We start from the raw sequence: 22,535 nt of genomic DNA on the forward strand, positions 1-22,535 counted from the left end.
GCATGCGCTAACGCCTCGCGACTTTATCCGCTGCACCCTCCAGCGCCTTGTCCTCGTTCGCGCGGTGGATCACGTAGGCGCGGACGGCTTCTACGTCTTCCTTGTCGAGCGAGTCCGAGAACGATGCCATGCCGTTGGCGGTCAAGACACCGTCGTGAACGATAGACGCCCAGGTCGCGCGATTTCCCAGCGCTCCTGACCGCCTGAGATCCGGCAGGTACGAAGCCCCTACCGCCGCGGGACCGTGGCAGACGGCACAATATCGCGCATAGTCCGCGCCGCCTGCGGCAATCGTTTGCGCGCTCGCGCGGCTGGCCGGCGGATCAAGCGGCATCGCCGCAAGTTCTGGCATCTCGGGAAGCGCCGCCTCGCCGCCCAGCTTGAAGACGAGCAGGCGGCTGATATTTGGCACCGCGCCATCCTTGTCGATCAGACCGCCATCGGTCGAAGTCGCAAACGCCCCGCCCCAGCCGGCCAGCACAGCGACATATTGCTCACCGTTCACGCTGTAGCTGATCGGAGGAGCGACCACGCCGGTCTGTGCGGCGAAGCTCCAGAGCTCACTCCCGCTCGCCGCATCATAGGCTTTGAAGGTGCTCGACTGGTTTCCCTGGAAAACCAGCCCGCCTCCGGTAGCGAGCAGTCCGCCGTTCCACGGGCCGGGGTGCTCGACGCTCCAGCGAGCCTCCTGTGCGACCGGGTCCCACGCGACGAGCATCCCCTTGATCGTACCTTCGACCTGGCGACGAATGCCCAGGTCGGGGGGAAGATCGTTCGCCGCCATGTCCATCCCGATGTTGAAGCCGCGCGCGGTATCAGGCTTCCAATTGGCCTGCGGAGAATAAATCCAACCTGCCTCGAAAGCCGGGATGTAGACGAGATTTTCACCCGGATGATACGCCATCGGATGCCAATTATGTCCGCCGAGCGGACCGGGCAGGACCAATGCAGGTTTGCCCGTCTTGTCGATGCGCGTTTCTGGATTTTCGATCGGTCTGCCATTCTCGTCGATCCCCGTGGCCCAGTTCAGCCCGGTATAAGGTTCGCCGCTGATGAACTCCCCAGTGGCCCGGTCGAGGACATAAAAGAAGCCGTTCTTGGGTGCCTGCATCAGCACCTGACGCTGCTCGCCTTCGATTTCCATGTCTGCAAGAACGATGTGCTGTGTCGCGGTGTAATCCCACGTCTCGCCCGGCGTCGTTTGGTAGTGCCAGACATATTCGCCAGTGTCGGGCCGGATCGCGACGATGCTGGAAAGATACAGATTGTCGCCTTCGCCGGTTCCGTCCACTCCCGGGGAGCGATACGCGCGGTTCCAAGGGCTGCCATTTCCCACACCGATGTAAAGTAGGTCGAGCTCGGGGTCGTAGGCCATCGAATCCCAAACGGTGCCGCCGCCCCCAATCGCGTCGGACCCAACCAGCACTTGCGTATTCCACGTTTCCGCGGCTGCCTGGAGGTATTCGGGCGATTCTTCGTTCTCCGTACCTTCAGGGACGGTGTAGAAACGCCAGGCTTCCTCGCCGCTCTCCGCATCATAGGCCGCGACATATCCGCGTACGCCGAATTCGGCGCCGCCATTGCCGATGATGACCTTGCCATTGATCACGCGCGGTGCGCCGGTCACCGTGTAGCTCTGCGACTGGTCAACCGTCAGGGTTTCCCACTGCACTTCGCCCGTGCCCCGGTCGAGAGCGACGAGCCGACCATCGAGGGTCCCGAAGAACAAGCTGTCGCCCCACGCTGCCAACCCGCGATTGACCGTGTCGCAGCACGCCTTGACTGCTGTTTCACCGGGGACTTGGGGATCGTAATCCCACAGCGGCTCGCCCGTTGCCGCGTCAAAGGCTTTCACCTTGCTCCACGCAGTCGTGACATAGAGCTTGCCATCCATGACGAGCGGCGTCGCTTCCTGGCCGCGGGCGGTATCGAGATCGGCGAACCAGTGCAGTCCGAGATCACCCACATTTCCCACGTTGATCTGGTCGAGCGGAGAAAAGCGCTGCTCGGAATAGGTGCGGCCATGGCTCATCCAGTTGGCGCTATCGCTATCCGCACTCACCAGCATCGTCTGCGTTATGCCTTCGCCGCCTGCGAACTGATCGCCCAACATTTCTTCGCAGCTGCCCAGCGCCAGAGCGCCGCCAACCAGGATGGGCAGCGCCCACTTCATGATAGCCATGATATTCCCCTCTCTTGGCGGCCATCGTGGCGGGTGAAGGAGCGCTTGTCCATTGCCGCTGCACAGGCCTATGGAAAGTGTCAGGATAGCCGAAAGGACCTGGCGCGATGTGCGATGAGACGAAGCTGAAGAACTGGGCCAAGGGTGCAATCAGCCGGAGGCAGTTCGGCGTGTTTGCTGGTGCAGCAGCTGGAACAGCCGTTCTCGCTGCTTGTGCCCCGCCAAGTGGTGATGCTTCAGAGGAAGCTCCCGATCCTGCAAACGCCACTAGAACTATGTTCAGTGATGCGGTGTCCTTGGCGACCGAAGACGGAACGATGGACGGTTTTCTCGTTTATCCGAAGCAGGACGAGGAATACCCTGCCGTGATCCTTTGGCCCGATGTGGCTGGCGTCCGCCAGGCCAAGATCGAGATGGCGATGCGGCTGGCCAGCCAAGGCTACGCCGTACTGGTGGTGAACCCCTATTACCGCGATGTTGCCGGCGAGCAGTTTGGAGACTTTGCCGCCTTCATCAAGGCGGAGGGCTTTTCGAAGGTCGGCCCCTGGCGTGAGAAACTCACTGCCGAAGCCATCATGCGTGATACCAAGGCTATCGTGTCATGGCTCGATTCTCAGCCGCAGGTCGACACATCGCGCGGGATTGGTGCGCAGGGCTATTGCATGGGCGGACCGTTTGCGGTTTGGAGCGCAGCCGCAGTGCCCGGCCGAATCAAAGCGGCGGCGAGTTTCCACGGGGGCGGGCTGGTGCGCGAAGACAATCCGATGAGTCCGCACAACCTGCTGGATCAGACGCAGGCAAATTTCCTGATCGCGATCGCCCGGGACGACCATGACGAAAGCCCTTCGGACAAGCTTCTGTTCGCCAAGGCTGCAGGCAGAGCCGCCCGTCCCGCCAATATCGACATCTATGACGGCGATCATGGCTGGACCGTCCTCGACAGCCCGGCCTATGCCGAAGGCGCAGCGGAAAAAGCCTATGCCAGCCTTCTCAAATTGTATTCCGATGCGCTCTAGTCTTTGATCGCTGAACCAACGCCGGTTGGTGGTGTCCCGACACCGCGCGCAATGCGCTCTCTGTTGCGTTCATTGCTCCGGCCGAAACGGCCGAACTTGTGATAACGGGTCATCCACTTATTGAGGAACAGACCGAGCGGGCGCGGTTCGATCCCAAGATCAGCAAAGGTACGGTGCTCGCCCGACACGGTGCTGCCTGGTTTCAACAGGGTCCACTGATCTTTGCTCATTGGTGTGCCAGGGAGGCTGGCAAAGACCGATGATAATCCGTCCGGCATCGCGATGAAGCGCCGGTCACGCCCTTGCGCCTCGGCAATCCGTTGATTGATCTCCATCATGGAAAGCTGTTCGGGACCGCCAAGCTCATAGATGTGACTGCCATGCTCTGCCGGGTCCTCCAAAGCGGTGGCAATCGCTTCAGCTACGTCATCGGCGAACACCAGCTGCAGTTTGGCATCGGGCCCGAATACCGGAAGGATCGGCATCATGGAGATCATGCTGCCGAACATGTTGAGGAAGTTGTCGTCCTTTCCGAACACGATCGAGGGCCGCACGATCGTCGCATCCGGGAAGCCTTCAAGGACGTTGGTCTCGCCTTGCGCCTTGCCGCGTGCATAGGCCGCGCTCGAACTGGCATCGGCGCCGATGGCGCTGACATGGACCACCGCTTTGATGCCGCCTTCCTTGGCGAGGCGGGCAATGGTACCCGGGGACTCACCCATGAGCTTCTCAAGGTCGCCGCTGAACGCTCCGACCAGATTGACGACGTAATCCGCACCTTGCAGCGCGGCGGCCACACTTGCGGCATTGGTAATGTCGCACCGCGCGAACTGAAGCTGGCCGAGATCGGCGAGAGGTTGAAGCGAAAAGCCTCTTTCCGGGTGCCGGCTGGCGATGCGCAGCCGCGCGCCGCGCTCGAGCAGGCTCTGCGCTACATAATTGCCGAGATAGCCGCTTCCACCGAATACAGTGACGAGTTTGTCGGCGAGGGGAGAGCTTGTTGTCACGATCGATAAATCCCGTGCGGTCCTGAATTGCGTCATAGCGAGGTAGGTATCTGTGCGCCCAATGCGTCAACACGAAGCTCGGGGCAAGCGTTCCAATACGACAATCGTCACCGCGAACGCGCACAAGGCGTTGACAGTAAGCCATCCCGCTCGCTATTGGCGCGCCCCTACCGGCAAGCGATCACAGAGGATCGGCTTGCTATCCGGTGCCCAGATGGCGGAATTGGTAGACGCACCAGCTTCAGGTGCTGGCGCTCGCAAGGGCGTGGAGGTTCGAGTCCTCTTCTGGGCACCATTTCAACATTCCTCAACATCCCAGATTGCTTGCAAAAGCCCAGAAATCAGGGCATTTGTAGTCCATGGATGCTTCACGACGGTTCTGGCGATGCCCCCAAAGTTCGTTCGAAAAGGGGGCATGCCAGGGGGCATTAGTCGCCCTGTGCCCCTTTTGGCGCGAAGGCGATGCCCCCAGATGACGCTCACAGCCGCAGAGATTAAGGCCTTCAAGCCCGCCGATCAGTCCTACAAGAGAGCTGACGGGAAGGGACTATATATTGAGGTTGCTCCCAGTGGCTCGAAGCTATGGCGCTGGAAGTATCGAGTCGGAGGGAAGGAAAAGCGGCTGGCACTAGGCGCATGGCCCGAAACCAGTCTGGCCAAGGCTCGCGAACTTCGCGATGAAGCCAGAAGGCAATTGAACGACGGCGAAGATCCCGCGCTCCGCCGAAAGAAGGCGAAAGCTACTGCACAGTTTGAGGCAGCCAATACGTTCGCCGCGATCGGGGCAGAATACATCGAGAAAAAGATGATGGCAGAGGGTCTCGCCAAACGCACTGTCGAAAAGGCGAAATGGCATCTGGACCTGCTTTCGCCTGCGATCGGCAACATGCCAATTTCAGATGTCGATCCTCAAATGCTCCTTGCCGCGCTGCGAAAGCTAGAAGCCCGAGGAACTTACGAAACCGCGAAAAAGTGTCGTGGTTTCGCGAGCAGGGTTTTCCGCTTTGCTATCTGGACAGGCCGTGCCGAGCACGATCCGGCAGCCGCACTAAACGGTGCTTTGACCACCCCTAAAGCCAAGCACTACGCAGCTATTCTCGACCCTGGAAAACTAGGCGAACTGCTAAGGGTCGTTGATGACTACGATGGGCAACCGATCACGAAATTAGCGCTTCAAGTCACTCCACATGTCTTCGTGAGGCCGGGTGAATTGCGCCACGCGGAATGGGAAGAATTTGATCTTGAGGCAGCTATTTGGCGCATACCGGAAGGAAAGATGAAAGCGAGGCGCGCCCACGCCGTTCCGCTTTCTCGCCAAGTGCTTTCGATACTTGAAAAGTTGAAGTCGCATTCCGGCAGTGATGGCTACGTCTTTCCCTCATTCTACACGGCCAAGCGGCCAATGAGCGAAAACACAGTCAATGTAGCATTGAGACGAATGGGCTTCTCGAAAGATGAAGTTACGGCTCATGGGTTCCGAGCAACAGCGTCCACCCTGCTGAACGAAAGCGGTAAGTGGAATCCCGATGCAATTGAACGTGCGCTGTCACATGGCGACAGCGACGCTGTCCGAGGTGCATACAGTCGTGGGAATTACTGGGAAGAGCGGGTCCAGATGGCGCAATGGTGGAGTGATTACCTCGACCAGCTCAGATCGGGCGGCGAAGTCGTAAAATTCGATTCAGCGCAAAATGATTAAGCGCCGCGTCGCATACGAGAATGCGGTAGCCAGCCGTGAAGATTTGGAACGAGTATATAGTGCAAGTGTCAATTCAGGCAGCCTCCCCACGCCGGAGAAGGATGCACAGACGTTCGCGCAAAACTTCAGCGAGCTTCATGGCAAGAGCGCTCCGAAATGCGGTTGGGATGCTTTGGCTAAAGAGCTGCGTTTGATCCAACTAGCCTGCGGTCCGATTGGGACGGGCGGACTACCTGCGTCGAAGGTGAGGACTAAAGTCGCAAGTGCGCGGAAACGGCTGGCCGAAGCGCAGGCTCTGTTGAATGAGCTTGAACTTGAATTAGACTACGTCACCGCGATCCTCTCACTTCCGAGCCACTATGCTTTCAGGGCACGTGAAAAAGGCCTCGCCGAATTAGTTGCAGACCTCAACTCGGTGGCCGAGTGGCTTGAAGCCCACAAACCGCCAGCAAAATGGACAGCGACTTCACGACGACAGCAACGGGTGCGCTTGGCAGTGCTCTTGAAACCGTTGTTCGAGGAGCAATTCGGCGAGCAAGCACGGCCTGTTGGGGGAAGTGCTGCAGTCGCCGATGCCGACAGCAACGATTGGATGCGGTTCTTCCAAATGGCCGCCAGCGTCTTTTTCGGCGAGAACGCAACGCCAGACCGGCAAGCTGTGCTCTGGGAAGCCAACTGGCCGCCATTGCAAATGCCATGAGTAAGAAGCGAGATAAGACGAGGCCGCGATATGAGGATTACGGGGTTTCGCGCGCTCAGATTGAGCGGGACTGGGACCAATGGGTTGAATGGGGCTTTATCGGCACTCCAGAAGATGAAGCGGCGTTGATCGAAGAAGCCTGCTTGCAGATGCATTTTCCGCATGAACCAGAAGATGGTTGGCAATACGTCGCTCGTGAACTGCGGATAATTCACTTCCAACTGCCGGAGTTGAAGGCAGAGGGTAGCTTGAGCCGCGCTCAGATGGCCAAGAAGTGGGATCGCTTCGCCGATCAGTTGTGGTCCATATCGAAAGAAATGGGAGAGATAGCTTGGCAGGAAGACTTCACGATGGCGGCTCTCGAGATTGGGAGCGGACGAGAGGGCAGTGCAGCATACGAATATGTTAATTTGCCAAATCGTGTTGGAGAACTTGTTGGCCCAGCGCGGAAGCTGGCTGCATGGCTGAAGCTGAGCGGTATTCTGCAATCTCGGAAGATCAGGCCAGCGTCTGAGCGAGAGAGGCGGCTGGTCTTGGCGTGCAAACTACAGCCTATCTTCGTCGATCAGTTCGGGATGGTAGCAACGCTTAAGGGCGGTTCTGCGTGTCGCCCGATCGAAGAAGAAAGCCCTTGGGCGCGCTTTTATCAGGCGGCTGCATCGCTATTGCTTCGGGAAAAGGTGACTGCCGATCGGCAAAGTGTTTTGCTTGAGGCAAGACGGCCACCGATCGAATAGTCAGATTTTGACCCTCAAGATCGAACGCCAATATCTGACTGACCATCCTCACTGATTGGCATAGTTGGATGCCTCCACGAACCCATGGAGGCACCAATGGATAAGCTTATCACGATCAAAGAATTTTGCGAACGCTATGGCGTGGGCCGTTCGACCGCTTATCGCGAGAACCAGGCAGGCCGTCTGCCCTTCCGCAAGGTTGGTCGCGCCACCCGTATCGCAGAAAGCGACGCGCAGGCGTGGTTCGAGATGCTGCCTTCGCGCGGCTAAGGTAGACGAGCTCTACCGATGTCCCGTCGAGCGAAAAATAAGGCCGACCATCAGGCAGATACGAGGGGCGGCGGCTGGGTCGGCATCCCGCAATGTGTGATGAGGTCCGCTGCTTATGTTGATCTCTCACTTTGGGCGCGTGTTGTGCTCAAAGAGCTGTGTCTTCAATTCAACGGGTTTAACAACGGAAGCATAGTCTGCACATTTGATCATCTGGCGCGGCGGCTCGGAAATTCCAATCGTCGCGCTATGTCCAAAGCGTTTGCCGAGTTGATGGAGCACGGCCTTATCGACGTGACAAGCGATGCCGATTGGAAGGGGCGCAAAGGCCGCGAATATCGACTGACTTTCGTGAACACCACGCCCGGCGGCAAGTTCAAAGCCGCAACGAACGATTACAAGGACTGGGTGAAACCCAAGCCGAAAGCCAGTAAGACCTCGTCACCAAAGAAGCCGATTTTTGGTGACCACGTGTCACTGGCTCGGTCGAAGAATGGTGACACCTCGTCACCAATTGAAGAGACTGAACCAGAAGAAGTGGCAGAAATCTCCCATTCCGCCGACGATCGGGCCGGTAACACTGCGTTACCGCTTATAGATAGCCATACCAAGTGCAGCTTCTGGTGGGCATGTGAACAGGAACTTGCGCTTGAGCGGCTCCAATATGGATTGGTGATCCTTTGCCACGACGTCTCAGACCAAAAAATTGCCTATTGATTTCGGAAAATGTTGCGGACTGGTCGTTTGAGGGGCTGCGCAGCGTAGCCCCCGCTACGCGAAGCGAAGCAGCCCCTTGCACGACGCACCGACAATCAATCCAATCGTCGGGCAGTAAAGTGGTCAATCGGTCGGCTTGGTTTCTTCATTGGCCGACAGGGGGCGGACTGCCGTGATTTTGGCTCTGTAGATTCCGTCTTCCCTCACCTCATAGGGATTGTCGGCCTGGTCCAATTCAGCTCGCATCTTCGCAATACGGTAGAGGCCGCATGAGGTGAGTTTTGCTGCCGCAACATCGAACACGGCCACATTGAATCCGTCTTCGCCATATCCACTCTTGTATGCCACGCCATCAAATCCCTGCGCTTTGAAAGCTTCAGCAATGATCTGTGTTGGCACATAAGTTAGGACATCATCAGACCGCTCTACAGGTGCAGAGAAGGCGTTGTTGATGTCGGTCCAGACCTGCTTCTCAATTTCCTCAGGGGTCCAAGTCCTCTTGAAGATGCGCTCCAAATTTCCAACCAGCTTTTCCGAGCAATCAACGATCCTGAGTTCACGTTCGGTTCGGAAGTGTGCGATCGACACATATGAGCCAATAAGAGGTCGAGATTCCAAAGCAGCTGTCTCCATCTTTGTCGCGAGATAAAGGCAAGCAATCCCTCTCGGATTGATCCGACCTTCTCCGACTTTCGAAGCGTCAGGGAGCATCCGCTCGGGCCGATGAGCGCCCGGAACTTCCTCAAAGTTGTCGGGAGCGATTTCCTCTGACCGAAGTGTGTAGTCGAGCTGCGCACGGTATAGGAGGCTACCTGGTCGCAGTTCCCTTATTCGGGTTGCACTCGTAGCGGCCAGACCATCAAGAAATGCAGATTGTTCGGCGGTGCGAGAGAAGCGAAAGTCTGCGCGCACAGAGCGTGCAAACTTAAGAAACGCGTCCTCAGAACTGAATGACAATTGGTGTGCTCCTTGTTGGCCCTCACCAAAATGCCTTTCCACTCTTCATTGTCCAGCAGTCTTCACAAGATTGCAGCGATGAAATCAGTGACATACTGCGAAGCCATTGGCACAAGGTGCGATAATCACTGATCGGGGAAATTCGTGCTCACTGAACGCCACAAGGAAATCGCGGGGACAATCTGGGAAATCGCCAATCGATTGCGCGGTCCGTATCGTCCCCCTCAATACCGCTTGGTCATGCTGCCAATGGTTGTGCTCCGGCGCTTCGACTGCGTTCTGGAGCCGACCAAGGATGCCGTTGTTGCCGAGCACAAGCGATTGCTCGCGGCAAATACTCCTGAGCGTGCCATCCCACACCTGCTTACCAAGATCGTCGATCCCAACCGGACACAACCGCTCTACAACACGAGCGCCTTCACATTTGAAAAACTGTTGGGCGACAGCGAAAACATCGCGCCCAACCTAGTATCTTACATCAACGGCTTTTCGCCCACTGCCCAGCGCATCTTCGAGAAGTTCAAGTTCAGCGAGCAGATCGAGAAGCTCGACGCGAGCAACCGCCTTTACAACATCGTCAAGGCAATGGCCGATCCTAAGGTCGATCTTCATCCTGACCGGATCAGCAACATCGAAATGGGTTACATCTTCGAGCATCTGGTCATGCGCTTCAATGAGCAGGCAAACGAAGAGGCTGGGGACCACTTCACCCCCCGCGAGGTGATCCGGCTGATGACCAGCCTCGTCTACACTGGTGAGAAGGATGTCTACAAACCGGGCGTCTATCGGGAGATTTACGATCCTGCCTGCGGAACTGGCGGGATGCTCTCAATCTCTGAGGAAATGATCCTGGCAGGCAATGAGCGCGCCAAGCTGGGCCTCTTCGGTCAGGAGTATAACGATGAAAGCTGGGCCATCTGCTGCTCGGATATGCTCATCAAGGACGAAGAAACCGACAACATCAAGCTGGGCGATACGCTGGGTGACGGGAAGACGTTTGACGGGTTTCCGGAAAAGGAATTCCATTACATGCTCGCCAACCCGCCCTTCGGTGTGGAGTGGAAAGACCAGAAAGATGTAGTTGAGAAGGAGCACAAGGATTTGGGCTTCTCGGGCCGGTTCGGGGCGGGCCTTCCAGCAATCAATGACGGGTCGTTCCTGTTTCTCCAACACATGATTTCCAAGATGCACCCCCACGCAGTGGGTGATGAGAACCAGCCGGGATCGAAGATCGCCGTGATCTTCAACGGCTCACCACTCTTTAGCGGGGATGCTGGCTCCGGCCCGTCGAACATTCGGCGCTGGATCATCGAGAATGACTGGCTCGATGCCATTGTCGCGCTGCCTGATCAGCTTTTCTACAACACCGGTATTTTCACCTACATCTGGCTTGTCACGAACCGGAAAGCACCAGAGCGGCGCGGCAAGGTGCAATTGATTGATGGCACCCGCTTCTTCAGCAAAATGAAGAAGAGCCTCAACAACAAGCGCAACGAACTGGGCGAAAACCACATCCGCCACCTGACCGAAATCTACGGCAGGTTCGAGGATGGCGAGGATGCCAAGGTCTGCATCGATGAGAAAAAGGACGTTTGGGAGAAGCGTGTCGTCAGCCGCATCTTCGACAACCATGAGTTCGGCTTCCTCAAAGTCGTGGTTGAGCGACCGCTGCGGCTCAATCTGGAAGCCTCGCCAGAGCGGATCGCTCGACTGGATGAGCAGACAGCCTTCGCTAATCTCTCGGTGTCCAAGAAGCGCAAGGATGCTGGTCTGATCGAAAAAGAAGAGGCGGCAGGCCGGGAGCAACAGGAGGCCATTCGCGCCGTCCTGAAAACGCTCGAAGGCAAAGGGCGCTACATCGACCGCGCGGATTTCGATGCCGATCTGGCTGCTGCTGCCAAGCAGGCTGGGGTGAAATTGCCCGCGCCAATCAAGAAGGCAATCATCTCTGCGCTGGGCGAACGCGATCCCAAGGCGGCAATATGCCGAGACAGCAAGGGGAGGCCGGAACCCGATAGCGAACTCAGGGATACAGAGAATATCCCGCTGCTCGCCTATGCGCCTCTCCCTGAAAGCTTTACTGAGAAGATCGCCCAGTCCGCCAATGCTGCGCAAAGCGGGGTGAAGCTGCCGATCTTCTTCGGCCCAGACCGTCCCAATGAAGACCTGATCAAGGCGCTGCGCGGCACCATCGACACCTATATGGCTACGGAGGTCTTGCCGCACGTGGGCGATGCCTGGGTGAACTACACAAAGACTAAGGTTGGCTATGAAATCCCGATCAATCGGCATTTCTATGTCTACCAGCCGCCACGGCCTTTGGAAGAAATCGAGCAGGAAATAAAGACACTCGAATCGGAAATTGCCAAAGAGCTTGTGAGCTTCCTTTCATGACGAGTTTCGGAAAAATCCGGTTCAAGTTCACGTCCGAATTGCCGCTGAAGTACGGGATTAACGCTGCCGCCGAGTTCGAAGACCCTGATTGGCCGAGGTTCATTCGCATAACGGATGTGACTGCCGAAGGGAAACTGCGGCCAGAAACCTTTCGTTCGCTACCTCCGGAAGTGGCTCATGGCTTTGAACTTCAGGCAGGCGACATTCTGCTTGCACGAAGCGGAGCAACTGTTGGAAAGTCATTCATCTACGAACCGTCGTGGGGCGAAGCTTGCTATGCGGGGTATTTGATCCGGTCGCGCACATCTGGTTCCTATTCGCCAAAATTCATATACTGGTATTTGCAGAGTGCTGAGTATTGGGCAGCTATCAATTCCAATCTTATACAGTCTACAATTCAGAATTTTAGTGCTGACAAGTATGGAAACATCAGGATACCCGCCCCGCCCATATCGACGCAGGAAAGGATCGCGCAGTTTCTCGATATAAAGACGACCAAGCTTGATGCTCTTATCGAGAAAAAGCAAACGCTTCTAAATCAGCTCCAAGAGAAGCGTCAGGCGGTCATCACCCAAGCTGTGGCCAAAGGCTTGAACAAAGATGCGCCAATGAAAGACAGCGGCATCGAATGGCTCGGGCAAATCCCCGCACATTGGACGGTTAAACGGCTCAATGGCTTTTGCGACTTTCAATCCGGCAAGGCTCATGAGCCGTTCATCGATCCAGATGGGGCCTTTGTTTGTGTGAACGCCCGCTTTATCTCTACCGATGGACAAGCAGTTAAGATGTGCTCTGAAAACCTCTGTCCCGCCACGCTCGGCGACATTCTAATGGTCATGAGCGATCTTCCGAACGGACGTGCATTGGCCCGTTCATTTCTAGTCGACGAGAAAGCAGAGTATGCTGTTAATCAACGAGTTTGCCGCATCCGCCCACACACTGGAAACTCTACTTACCTCGCATATCAACTGAACAGGAATTTGCAGCTTCTCGCGCACAATGACGGCAAAGAGCAGACGCACTTATCCAATTCGGCATTTCTTCACCTGAAGTTGCTTTACCCTCCACCAGACGAGCAAGCCGAGATAGCGGAAGCGGTTACCAACTTTGAAGCTAGCGCTCGAGTTTCGGAGCAAGCGATCGAACGATCGGTAACGCTCCTTCAAGAATATCGTGCGGCCCTCATCACAGCAGCAGTCACAGGGCAAATTGAGGGGCTTCAGTGACAATATCGGCAAGCGCCTACTTCAATCACCTTCTGGCCTACCTCAATGACGAATATGTCGTTTCTGATGGGTCAGACGGGAAAGTCGTTCTGGAGGAGGAATATTTCGCTCCGGAAGGCACAAAGCCGCTTACAAGGATTGTTGAATTGGCCCTGCCATCGCAGGGTATCGGCTTCAAACTTGACCAAAGCGATTTCGAGGCGTCAACCAAGAAGCGGGCAAAACCAGCGCTCTTCCACTTCCTCGATGACAACGCCAAGCCATGGTCGAGACGCTGCGACTTCGTGGTGTTTTGGCGACATGGCAACGCCCTTCGTGCCGACCTGATCGAGTTCAAATCCAAGGGTATTCAGCACGACAAGATCGTACCTCAGTTGAACGCTGGTTTGTGCTGGTGCCGCAGTCTCAAGCATACAATCGAGCACTACACGGGCTACAAAAAGAAGATCGTGGCTCGGAAATTCGTCTTTAGCTCCAATCAGGAACCTGATGCGTTCCTAGATGCGAACCGGCAATTGAATGCCGATGTCTCGGTGCGCTTCTACCATTATGACGAACTGGCAGGCATGCAGATAGGTGATCTGCAAAATCAGTCGGAGGTTGCGGTCTAGGCTATGAGTGCGCGCGCCGATCCGTTCACCCTGCCCGAGTGGCATGCGCTCCGGCGCGAAGCTTCACTTGTTAGCCAAGTCATTGGTGCCGGAGCGACGGCGCTTGGCAGGGCGAGCTATGGAAAGAGCTTCGGTGAATATTACACCGCATTCTTCGGCCTATCGATCGGCATCGAGCGTTTGGCGAAGCTCATCCTAGTTGCAGATCACATCATCGATCACAAAGGATCGCTGCCAGATGCCAAGACCGTGAAGGCATACGGTCACCGCCTGAAACCGCTCATCGAAGAAGCTGAGAAAATTGCCCACAAACATGGGATAGCCAATCCGCACCTATCCCCTTCCGACCCAATCTGTGCCGCCGTGATCGATTGCCTGGACAGCTTCGCGGCGGCCTCAAAAGGGCGGTATGCGAACTTCGAGACAATCGGAAATCCTAACTTCGATCCGTCAAACGAACCGGTCAACAAGTGGTGGGAGACGGTAGTCGAACCGATCCTCGACAAGCATTATCGCGGAAAGCGGGCGGAGCACGGTGTTCGGCATCGCGCGAGGGTCGTTGGCAAATTGTTGTCTGACGTATCGACCGTCCTTTTCTTTGACGAGAACGGCAATCGGATGACCGATCTGCAAGTCGCCTCAGAACGCTCGGGCCAAACCAAATGGGCGCAGGAGTATGGTCGCTTCTATGCACTCGCAGTTGTCCGCTGGTTGTCGCACTTCTTCATCGAACTGGTGCATTCGGCTGGATATAGCGATGAAACGCCTTGCCTTTTTGGACACCACGAATTTTTCTATAGTTACAAAGTAGACGACAAGACTTTGCGCACGCGCAAGGTTTGGCCGCTGAGTTAGGGGGACCTGTGGCAGGGCATACCGAATATCATTACGAGACCGCCATAGAGGAAAGCCTCGTCCCCAAACGCGGCTACGAGAAGCTTGTCCCCTCGGAATTTGATCCGGCGACCGCGCTATTCCCGAGCGAGGTAATTGCCTTCATCCAAGAGAGCCAACCCACCCGCTGGGAACAGCTTGAGGCGATGCTCAAAGATCGCACCGAGGCGACCGTCATCGACAGCCTGACCAAGGAGCTAGCCAGCAAGGGGGCGCTCGGTGTGCTGCGCCACGGGTTCAAATGCTACGGCAGGGAATTGCGCCTCGCCTATTTCCAGCCGAACAGCGGCATGAACCCCGAAGCGGCCAAGCGATACGACGCCAACCGCCTGCGGATCATCCGGCAGGTCGAGTTTGTTTCGGACGTTTTGAAGCACCCCGATGGCAAGAAACGCAAATGCATCCTTGATGTGGTGATCGCGCTCAACGGGCTTCCGGTGGCAACCGCTGAATTGAAGAACCAACTGACCGGCCAACGTGCCGAGGATGCGTGCAAGCAATACACGCGGGATCGCGATGGCCGCGACCCGATCTTCCGCTTCAAAGAACGGTCACTCGTCCATTTCGCGGTCGATCCAGACGAAGTCTGGATGACCACCAAGCTGCAAGGCTCGGAGACCTTCTTCCTGCCATTTAACAAGGGCCACGATTTCGGCGCAGGCAATCCGCTCGTCGCCGGACAATGGAAGACCCACTATTTGTGGGACGAGGTGCTAGAGCGCGACAGCCTCTTGGACATCCTCCAACGCTTCATTCACTTAGAAGTGAGCGAACGCCGCGTCCCCACACCAACTGGCCAGAAGGTTGTGCGCAAGGAGACTATGATCTTCCCGCGTTACCACCAGCTAGACGCGGTGAGGAAGCTCATATCCCACGCGAAAGCGAAGGGATCAGGTCATAACTATCTCGTGCAGCACTCTGCCGGTTCGGGGAAATCCAATAGCATTGCCTGGCTGGCTCACCGGCTTTCGAGCCTCCACGATACGAAGGACGAGAAGGTATTTCATTCGGTGGTCGTCATCACCGACCGGCGCGTTCTGGATCAGCAGCTTCAGGACACGATCTACCAGTTCGAGCACAAGACGGGGGTTGTCGAAAAGATCGACGAAAACACTCAGCAGCTTGCCAAAGCATTAGCCAATGGCACGCCGATCATCATTTCGACGATCCAGAAATTCCCGTTCATCTCTCAGGCGATAAGAACGCTGGAGAAGAAGGGCGAGGGCGTATCGATTGAAACCAAGGGTCGCCGGTTTGCGGTAATCGTCGATGAAGCACACAGTTCGCAGTCGGGTGAGACAATCGCTGCGCTCAAGGGCATTCTCAACAAGGATGGCATCGCAGACGCAATCGCTGGTCAGGTAGGTGATGAAGAGGACGATGACCTGACCGAGGATGCGAAGAAGCGCATCAAGCAGGAAATGATGCAGAGGGCCAAGCAGCCCAACCTCAGCTTCTTTGCCTTTACCGCCACTCCGAAGTTCAAGACCAAGGCGGTTTTCGATGAGCCGGGACCGTCCGGTGCTTCACCGTTCCACGAATATTCGATGCGGCAGGCGATCGAGGAAGGCTTCATTCTCGATGTCCTGAAGAACTACACGACCTACAAGCGCTTCTTCGGGCTGGTGAAGCAGATCGAAGATGACCCTGAGGTTCCCAAGAAAGCCGCTGCAAAGGCTCTAGGCCAATTCCTAGAATTGCATCCAGTCAACGTTGAACAGGTCGTCACGGTAATCATCGAACACTTCCGGCTTAAGGTCATGCATGAGCTTGGCGGGCGCGCAAAAGCGATGGTAGTGACAGGCTCTCGGCTGGCCGCCGTGCGCTACAAGCTCGCCTTCGACAAATACATCAAGGAGAAGGGCTATGAGGGCATACGGGCGCTGGTAGCCTTCTCCGGTTCCGTTGAAGATGAGGAATTGCCCGGTAGCTCGTTCACCGAAGTAGGCATGAATGATGGTCTGCCAGAGCGCGAGTTGCCGGAGAAATTCTCGGGTGACGAGTATCGCGTTCTCATTGTCGCGGACAAATACCAGACGGGCTTCGACCAACCACTCTTGCAGACCATGTATGTGCTCAAGAAGCTCGCAGGCGTGCAGGCGGTCCAGACCCTCTCGCGCCTGAACAGGATCGCTCCCGCTGTGGGGAAGACGAAGGTCTTCGTGCTCGACTTCCGGAATGAGGAAGAAGAGATTTTTGACGCGTTCAAGCCCTACTACGAAGCAACGCCGGTCGCCGATGAGGTCGATCCGCAGAAGCTCAATGAGCTACATCATCGCTTGCTCGAAAAGGCCATCTTCACGAGCACCGATGTTAGCGAGTTTGCCACCGTATGGTTCAAGTCGCGCAGGCAACATGGAGGGCAAGATCACAAGATCATGAACTCCGTTCTCGACCGAGTGGTCGAGCGGTTCAAGGAAAAGGAAGAACCGGAACAGGAAGAGTTCCGAGGCCATTTGTCCGCCTTCAAGAACCTTTACGCCTTCCTGTCCCAAATCATGCCCTATCACGATGCTGAGTTGGAGCAGCTTTACGCGTTCACGCGCAACTTGGCTCTCAAGCTACCTCGCGTCGGTGATGGCACAAAATACACGCTCGATGATGATGTCGCGCTCAAGTTCTTCCGGCTTCAGCAAATGAGCGAAGGGTCAATCGACCTCCAAGAAGGAGAGGCCCAGCCGCTCAAGGGCCCTTCGGATGTTGGGACGGCGGGGGCCAAAGACACAGATGTTGCGTTGTCGTCGCTCGTGGAAAGATTGAACGAACGCTTCGGAACGGACTTCAGTGAGGCAGATCAGTTGTTCTTCGATCAGGTGAGGGCAACAGCCGAGCTAGACGAAAATGTGGTCGAAGCTGCCCGCGCCAACAGCCTGCCCAATTTCTCAAACTACTTCGGCAAGGTGATCGACGATCTGTTTATTCAAAGAATGGATGGCAACGACGAGATTTTTCACCGCGTTATGAGCGATAAGCACTTCCGGCAGGCAGCCCAAAAGCACTTAGCCAAGGAGGTTTTTGAGCGTATCAACGGAAAGGGTGGCAGTCGTCGCCCTGATTGAACAGTGATAGATACTTGCTCCTTGAAAGCGCTACTCATTAGGAGATTTCCTCCCATGGGGCGTGGCGATGTTGCACCATCGGCTCCAGGTTTCATTTCAGGTCAAGCATAGGAGGGTCTCTTTTTTGGGCGGTTATGGTTCTGGACAGCGCGATGGCAGGCCGCTTGCCAACGAGGCGCTGACGATCGACATCGCATGGATGATCCGCCAAGGAATGGCTGTTCCAGGCCAGTCGGTCATAGGTTCGCTGAGTTGGACATGCCGAGGCGAGTCTAGCGGCAGGATTGGTTATGAATGTGATATGCGTGACCCCGAGGATGCGGTTCTAATTTTGCGTTTCGACACCATCAGGCGTTGGACAGGAGAAAAGAAGAGTCACGTCCAAACCGTGCCGCTGACCTACACTCGCCCACACTTTGGCGGAAAACGATGGTGGATGCTCTGCCCGTTCACTGCGGAGCGTGTTGGAAAGCTCTACTGCCCAGCCGGTGCGGAGAAATTTGCCAGCCGCAAGGCATATGGAATTGCCTACTACTCACAACGCATAGCCGATCACGAGAAACCCTTCGAAGCTCTTTTTGAGTTGCAGAAGCGCTTAGGCTGTGAGCCGGGCTGGGAAAGGCCAATTCGCCGACCCAAAGGAATGTGGAGGAAAACCTTTGCAGAGTATGAGCGCCGCTATTGGGAACTGGACGCACGATGCGGTGCCGCAATGGCGGCCCAGATGGACAGGCTTGGGGGCATCAATTTTTGAGCAAATAGGTAGCCAGCGCTCGGCATCTGGGGGCATATTTGGGGGCATTTGTCCATCAGGATCAGTCCTAATTACGGTAAAGCAATGGCTTAACGCATAGATTAGAGTCCTCTTCTGGGCATGTATCCGGATGTGAAGGATAAGCCGCCCTTTGTGCCGGGCTACGACCTTGTCGGCCTTGTCGATGCGCTGGGAGAGGGGGTCAAAGGCTGGAACATCGGTCAGCGGGTGGCGGACCTCACAACCATCGGTGCCTATTCCGAATTTGTCTGCCTGCCCGCCGAACGCCTTACGCGGGTGCCCGATGGCCCGGCGGATCAAGACGCGCTCGCGGTGATCCTTTCGGCGGTTACGCCCTACCAGATGCTGTACCGGGTAGCACACGCGCAGGCAGGGCAGAGCCTGCTGATCCACGGCGCGGGCGGCGCAGTTGGCACGGCTATGCTTCAGCTTGCACGCGATGCGGGGATCACCGCTTTCGGCACCGACATAGCAGCCAAGCATGATCTGATCCGGAAATACGGCGCCACGCCCATTGATGCCGACACGCTGGACATGGAAGCAGCGATCAGCGTAGCGGTCGGCGAGGGGGTTAATTTCGTGTTCGATCCGCTGGGTGGCGAGAGCCTGTCGCGCTCGCTCCATGCTCTAAAGCCTGGTGGCATGTTGATCGCCCTTGGGTTCCAGAACGAGGTGCTGGGCCGCGGCGGCTCAATCCCGCTCGACTTCGTCAAGCTCAAGCTGTGGGACTGGTTGCCCAATGGCCATGCGACCGCGTTCTATTCGATCGGCGCGATGCGGCGCGAGCATCCCGAATGGTTCCGCGAAGACCTTGCGACTCTGTTTGCGATGCTGGCCGAGGGACGGATCGATCCCGCAGTCGCAGAGGTAGTGCCGCTGGCAGATGTTCGCCGCGCGCATGAGCGGGTGGAAGCGGGCGAAGTGCATGGAAAACTTGTGATGAGAGTGAGTGAGCGATGAAAAACTTATGGCTGGCCGCCATCGGCCTGAGTCTGACCGCACCAGTTGCTGGGCAAGAGCAGGAGGGCTTACTCCTGTCTGACGTGACAATCGTCAACATTGAGGACGGCACGCTCATCGCGAATCAATCGGTCTTGATCGAGGGCACGCAAATCACGGCGGTCGGTCCGAATGTTGCGGCCAGCCCAAAAGTGGAGCGGGTCGATGCCGAAGGGCGATTCCTGATTCCCGGCCTGTGGGACAGCCACGTCCACATATTCTCTTCAGCCACTGAACCCGATACCGCCTTTCCGCAATATCTAATCAACGGGGTGACGGGCGTGCGCGACATGGGCGCACTATGGCCGATCGCCGAGCAGCAGGCGCTTAAGGCGCGGATCGAGGCTGGCGAGGTGCTTGGCCCTAGGCTCGTGCTGTCGGGTGCTTGGGTGGACGCACGCCCTGGCTCTTGGCCCGGAATGTTCCTTGCAGACACGCCCGAGGAAGCCCGATCGATAGTCGCGCGTGTTGCCGATGAAGGCTGGGCTGCGGTGAAGTCTTATTCGATGCTCGATGAGCCAACCTATCTCGCACTTGCCGAAGCTTCCGAGGAAGCAGTTCTTCCGCTTGTCGGTCACATCCCTGAACAGGTTGCGCTGCGCACAGCGATTGAAGCGGGGCAGAACGGGATGGAGCATTTCGGTCGTATTCCGATGGCATGTTCGACCGAGGAGCAAGCGATGCTCGATACTCTGCGGACCGCGATGGCGGCAGGCGCGCCGCTTGATCAGGTCTTTGGTATTATGGCTTCGCGCAACCGGATCATCCTCGAGAGCTGGGACGAAGAGCGATGCCGAAGGCTACTCGCGGAGCTGGCTGCGGCAAAGCTTCATGTGAGTCCGACATTGGTTGTAGCCAATTTCTATCTCGGCAATTGGCCTAGTGCCGACACGCCGCGCATGCGCATGCTCCCGGGCGATGTTCGCGAAGCATGGGGCGAGCCGGATTTCCGACTGGTAGCGATGACCGACGAGGTACGCGCGCTGGCGCAAGACAGCATCGCGCTTGACCGCAGGACCTTCCTGATGGCTCACCGGGCAGGCGTGCCGATCCTCGCCTCGACCGATGCGTCCTTTGCCAATCCATACTTGTTCCACGGCTTCTCTCTGCTCGATGAGCTCGATCTCTACGTCGAAATCGGCCTAACACCGCGAGAAGCGCTATTTACCGCAACGGTCGCTCCGCCGCGCTTCTTTAGCCTTGCCGACCAGGATGGCTCCATTGCCCCGGGGCGACGGGCTGACCTCGTGCTGCTGGACTCAAACCCGCTTGAGGGACTTGCCGTATTGCGCCGCCCCCGAGCTGTAATCGCAGCTGGAGATTATATCGACCGCGCCGAGCTGGATGCAATGGAGGCGCTGCTTCTGGCGCAAGGCGAGTGATGTGCTGACTGGCTTTCTGGTCTTTCTGACAGTCGCCGGTATCGGGATCGCCGGGCTGGCCTGGATCAGTCCAGGCAGACTGGAACCTCTGCGAGACGAAACTTGGGCGATCATTCCAGGCAGCATCTCCGAGCGAGTGTTCGTCGACATCGGCGGCATTCGGCAGGGCATGTTCATCCAGAGCGTTGATCCCGCGAACCCTGTCCTTTTGTTTCTCCATGGCGGACCCGGAATGCCTGAGTTTTTCATGGAGCAGGAGTTTCCGACCGCCATCTCGCAGGACTTTACTATGGTTTGGTGGGAGCAGCGCGGGGCCGGAATGTCGTTTGCAACCGATATCCCGCCTGCCAGCATGACGATTGAGCAGATGATTGCTGACACCATAGAGGTGGCCGACTACCTTAGGGCGCGGTTCGGCAAGGAGAAGATTATCCTGCTTGGCCATTCGTGGGGCAGCTATCTCGGCATACAGGTTGCCGCCGAGGCGCCTGATCGCTTTCTTGCCTACATCGGAATGGCGCAGATAGCGCATCAGTTGCGATCTGAAATTCTGGCGCGTGACTTCATGATTGACGCCTACCGGAAGCTTGGCGACGAACGGATGGTCCGCAAGCTCGAGGCTGCGCCGGTGAGCATGAAGGATGGGCTTTCGCCAGCCTGGATGCGGCATCGCGACAAGGCGATGCATCAGCTCGGCGTCGGTAACACCCGCGATACTCTTTCCGTCGTAAGGGGCATCTTCCTGCCCGTCTGGCGGGTGCGTGCATACACGCTGCGCGAGAAAATCAACATCTGGCGCGGCAAACTCTGGTCCCGTCCGTTCTTCTGGGACGCGCTCCTGCGTGACGATCTGGCTAAGCGACTGACGAGGTTCGAACTTCCCATCTATTTCTTCGTCGGCCACCACGATCACACTGCCAACGCCGAACTTTCTAAAGCGTACTTCGACGTGATCGAAGCGCCGACGAAGGAATTCTACCTTTTCGAGAATTCGGCGCACAGCCCGCTTTTCGAAGAGCCAAAGCTAGCGCGGGCGATACTCAGAGAGACGCTCAATGCCTAACTCTCGAATGCGGTGTCGAGTCATGCGTTTCGCAAAGGACTAACAAAGCGCGATTTGAGAACCAGGCGTGACTGGGTAGGGGCCGAAAGCGGTCGGTCCAGTGTCGGTCTGCTTACGCGGAAAAGTGGATGTTTGGCTAGCGACCTCAAGTGCCAAGACGATAATGAATGAGGCCCAGCGCCTTGGTGCCGGGCCCCTATCTGCATCAGTCGAGGAGTTGTGTTCTAGGCTGCCTGCGAGTTGCCCGCTGCCATGTCATGCACATCTGATGCAAAAAGCATATGCCCGCCTATGGCCCAATCACCTTGCTCAAATTCGTTGATCCGAACCCACGTCACCGATCTTAGCGCTTCACCTTCAAGCGCAACCATCGTTTCCGTTACCTTCTCGATCATCTCCGCTTTCTGGGCGGGCGTGAATACGTCTTTGATCACGTCGATTGTTACCATTGGCATTGTTGTTCTCCAGTTGTCTCCGGGACCATTCCGGCGATAGGAGGACAATCGAGGATCGGCACACGGGGCACTAGTCCGCAAAGCGGAGCAGGCTGCTATGTCTCGCGTAGAAACCCGCTACGTCTTGCGTAGTAACCGCGTCCAACCTTCCTAAAGTTGCCCAGTATCGGGTATCGCTGGTTGGCGCTTCAAGCCTGAAGGGGATATCGATGAGCACGTCTGGGAGCCTCTGCCCTGCAATCAAGGCGGCAGACATGATCGGTGATCGCTGGGTCTTGCTGATTTTGCGCGAGTTCCTTTTGGGCGCAACTCGCTACAAGAATTTCCAGCGCGCGCTCCCTCGGATTTCTCCGACTGTGCTGAGCAACCGATTGAAACAGATGGAAGCAAAC

Annotated in this window: 20 protein-coding genes and 1 tRNA gene; 17 read left to right on the forward strand and 4 right to left on the reverse strand. The window is 56.8% G+C overall.

All coding sequences use genetic code 11. The features are described from left to right. Window positions 1–7: 7 nt before the first annotated feature. Complete coding sequence (locus KCG45_RS06855; RefSeq protein ID WP_218316301.1) at window positions 8–2,182, reverse strand: PQQ-dependent dehydrogenase, methanol/ethanol family; 2,175 nt, start codon at window positions 2,180–2,182, stop codon at window positions 8–10. A 107-nt stretch (window positions 2,183–2,289) separates the two neighbouring features. Here KCG45_RS06855 and KCG45_RS06860 point away from each other — a divergent pair, with 107 nt between their 5' ends. Then, the gene (locus KCG45_RS06860; RefSeq protein WP_218316302.1) at window positions 2,290–3,198 is read left to right on the forward strand and encodes a dienelactone hydrolase family protein; all 909 of its coding nucleotides are present in this window, start codon (window positions 2,290–2,292) and stop codon (window positions 3,196–3,198) included. On the opposite strand, the gene KCG45_RS06865 is transcribed toward KCG45_RS06860, so the two are convergent. Next, entirely contained in the window at window positions 3,195–4,205 is a 1,011-nt protein-coding gene (locus tag KCG45_RS06865; RefSeq protein ID WP_369410746.1) for a complex I NDUFA9 subunit family protein, read from the reverse strand. The genes KCG45_RS06860 and KCG45_RS06865 overlap by 4 nt on opposite strands. 208 nt (window positions 4,206–4,413) lie before the next feature. Here KCG45_RS06865 and KCG45_RS06870 point away from each other — a divergent pair. The 6 genes from KCG45_RS06870 (at window position 4,414) to KCG45_RS06895 (ending at window position 8,328) form a co-directional block, all read left to right on the forward strand. After that, a tRNA-Leu gene (locus tag KCG45_RS06870) sits at window positions 4,414–4,500 on the forward strand. Between the two features lie 177 nt (window positions 4,501–4,677). Continuing rightward, on the forward strand, window positions 4,678–5,904 hold the full coding sequence (locus KCG45_RS06875) for a tyrosine-type recombinase/integrase (protein WP_218316304.1): 1,227 nt from the start codon (window positions 4,678–4,680) through the stop codon (window positions 5,902–5,904). 298 nt (window positions 5,905–6,202) lie between these two features. Continuing rightward, complete coding sequence (locus KCG45_RS06880; RefSeq protein ID WP_218316305.1) at window positions 6,203–6,604, forward strand: hypothetical protein; 402 nt, start codon at window positions 6,203–6,205, stop codon at window positions 6,602–6,604. 125 nt (window positions 6,605–6,729) lie between these two features. Beyond that, on the forward strand, window positions 6,730–7,341 hold the full coding sequence (locus tag KCG45_RS06885) for a hypothetical protein (RefSeq protein ID WP_218316306.1): 612 nt from the start codon (window positions 6,730–6,732) through the stop codon (window positions 7,339–7,341). Window positions 7,342–7,437: 96 nt separating this feature from the next. Beyond that, complete coding sequence (locus tag KCG45_RS06890) at window positions 7,438–7,611, forward strand: helix-turn-helix domain-containing protein (protein WP_218316307.1); 174 nt, start codon at window positions 7,438–7,440, stop codon at window positions 7,609–7,611. A gap of 18 nt (window positions 7,612–7,629) precedes the next feature. Continuing rightward, a complete protein-coding gene (locus KCG45_RS06895) occupies window positions 7,630–8,328 on the forward strand; it encodes a hypothetical protein (RefSeq protein WP_218316308.1) in 699 nt (232 codons plus the stop codon). 123 nt (window positions 8,329–8,451) lie between these two features. On the opposite strand, the gene KCG45_RS06900 is transcribed toward KCG45_RS06895, so the two are convergent. After that, window positions 8,452–9,327, reverse strand: coding sequence for an RES family NAD+ phosphorylase (locus KCG45_RS06900; protein ID WP_218316309.1), 876 nt, complete (start codon window positions 9,325–9,327; stop codon window positions 8,452–8,454). Between the two features lie 102 nt (window positions 9,328–9,429). Between KCG45_RS06900 and KCG45_RS06905 the strand changes: the two genes are divergently transcribed. The 9 genes from KCG45_RS06905 (at window position 9,430) to KCG45_RS06945 (ending at window position 21,688) form a co-directional block, all read left to right on the forward strand. Continuing rightward, window positions 9,430–11,679 (forward strand): type I restriction-modification system subunit M, encoded by a 2,250-nt coding sequence (locus KCG45_RS06905; RefSeq protein WP_218316310.1) that lies wholly within the window; start codon window positions 9,430–9,432, stop codon window positions 11,677–11,679. Further along, window positions 11,676–12,905, forward strand: a complete 1,230-nt coding sequence (locus tag KCG45_RS06910; RefSeq protein WP_218316311.1) for a restriction endonuclease subunit S — start codon at window positions 11,676–11,678, stop codon at window positions 12,903–12,905. The genes KCG45_RS06905 and KCG45_RS06910 overlap by 4 nt, the downstream gene beginning before the upstream one ends. A gap of 146 nt (window positions 12,906–13,051) precedes the next feature. Further along, window positions 13,052–13,516 (forward strand): hypothetical protein, encoded by a 465-nt coding sequence (locus tag KCG45_RS06915; RefSeq protein WP_218316312.1) that lies wholly within the window; start codon window positions 13,052–13,054, stop codon window positions 13,514–13,516. Window positions 13,517–13,519: 3 nt separating this feature from the next. Beyond that, window positions 13,520–14,371 carry a hypothetical protein gene (locus tag KCG45_RS06920; protein WP_218316313.1) on the forward strand — a complete coding sequence of 284 codons (852 nt, stop codon included), beginning with the start codon at window positions 13,520–13,522 and terminating at the stop codon, window positions 14,369–14,371. An 8-nt stretch (window positions 14,372–14,379) separates the two neighbouring features. Then, on the forward strand, window positions 14,380–17,469 hold the full coding sequence (locus tag KCG45_RS06925) for a type I restriction endonuclease subunit R (RefSeq protein ID WP_218316314.1): 3,090 nt from the start codon (window positions 14,380–14,382) through the stop codon (window positions 17,467–17,469). Between the two features lie 124 nt (window positions 17,470–17,593). After that, window positions 17,594–18,223 (forward strand): hypothetical protein, encoded by a 630-nt coding sequence (locus KCG45_RS06930; RefSeq protein ID WP_218316315.1) that lies wholly within the window; start codon window positions 17,594–17,596, stop codon window positions 18,221–18,223. 132 nt (window positions 18,224–18,355) lie between these two features. Further along, window positions 18,356–19,204 carry a zinc-binding dehydrogenase gene (locus KCG45_RS06935; RefSeq protein ID WP_218316316.1) on the forward strand — a complete coding sequence of 283 codons (849 nt, stop codon included), beginning with the start codon at window positions 18,356–18,358 and terminating at the stop codon, window positions 19,202–19,204. Continuing rightward, on the forward strand, window positions 19,201–20,625 hold the full coding sequence (locus KCG45_RS06940; protein WP_218316317.1) for an amidohydrolase family protein: 1,425 nt from the start codon (window positions 19,201–19,203) through the stop codon (window positions 20,623–20,625). Before KCG45_RS06935 ends, KCG45_RS06940 begins: the two co-directional genes overlap by 4 nt. Before the next feature lies 1 nt (window position 20,626). Then, complete coding sequence (locus KCG45_RS06945) at window positions 20,627–21,688, forward strand: alpha/beta fold hydrolase (RefSeq protein ID WP_218316318.1); 1,062 nt, start codon at window positions 20,627–20,629, stop codon at window positions 21,686–21,688. Between the two features lie 224 nt (window positions 21,689–21,912). Here the strand turns inward: KCG45_RS06945 and KCG45_RS06950 are convergent, their stop codons facing one another. Further along, window positions 21,913–22,143 carry a tautomerase family protein gene (locus KCG45_RS06950; RefSeq protein ID WP_218316319.1) on the reverse strand — a complete coding sequence of 77 codons (231 nt, stop codon included), beginning with the start codon at window positions 22,141–22,143 and terminating at the stop codon, window positions 21,913–21,915. Between the two features lie 209 nt (window positions 22,144–22,352). Between KCG45_RS06950 and KCG45_RS06955 the strand changes: the two genes are divergently transcribed. Then, the coding region (locus KCG45_RS06955) for a winged helix-turn-helix transcriptional regulator (RefSeq protein ID WP_218316320.1) at window positions 22,353–22,535 on the forward strand (183 nt) is incomplete at its 3' end.

This window comes from Erythrobacter ani, from assembly GCF_019204025.1.
GTDB lineage: Bacteria > Pseudomonadota > Alphaproteobacteria > Sphingomonadales > Sphingomonadaceae > Erythrobacter > Erythrobacter ani.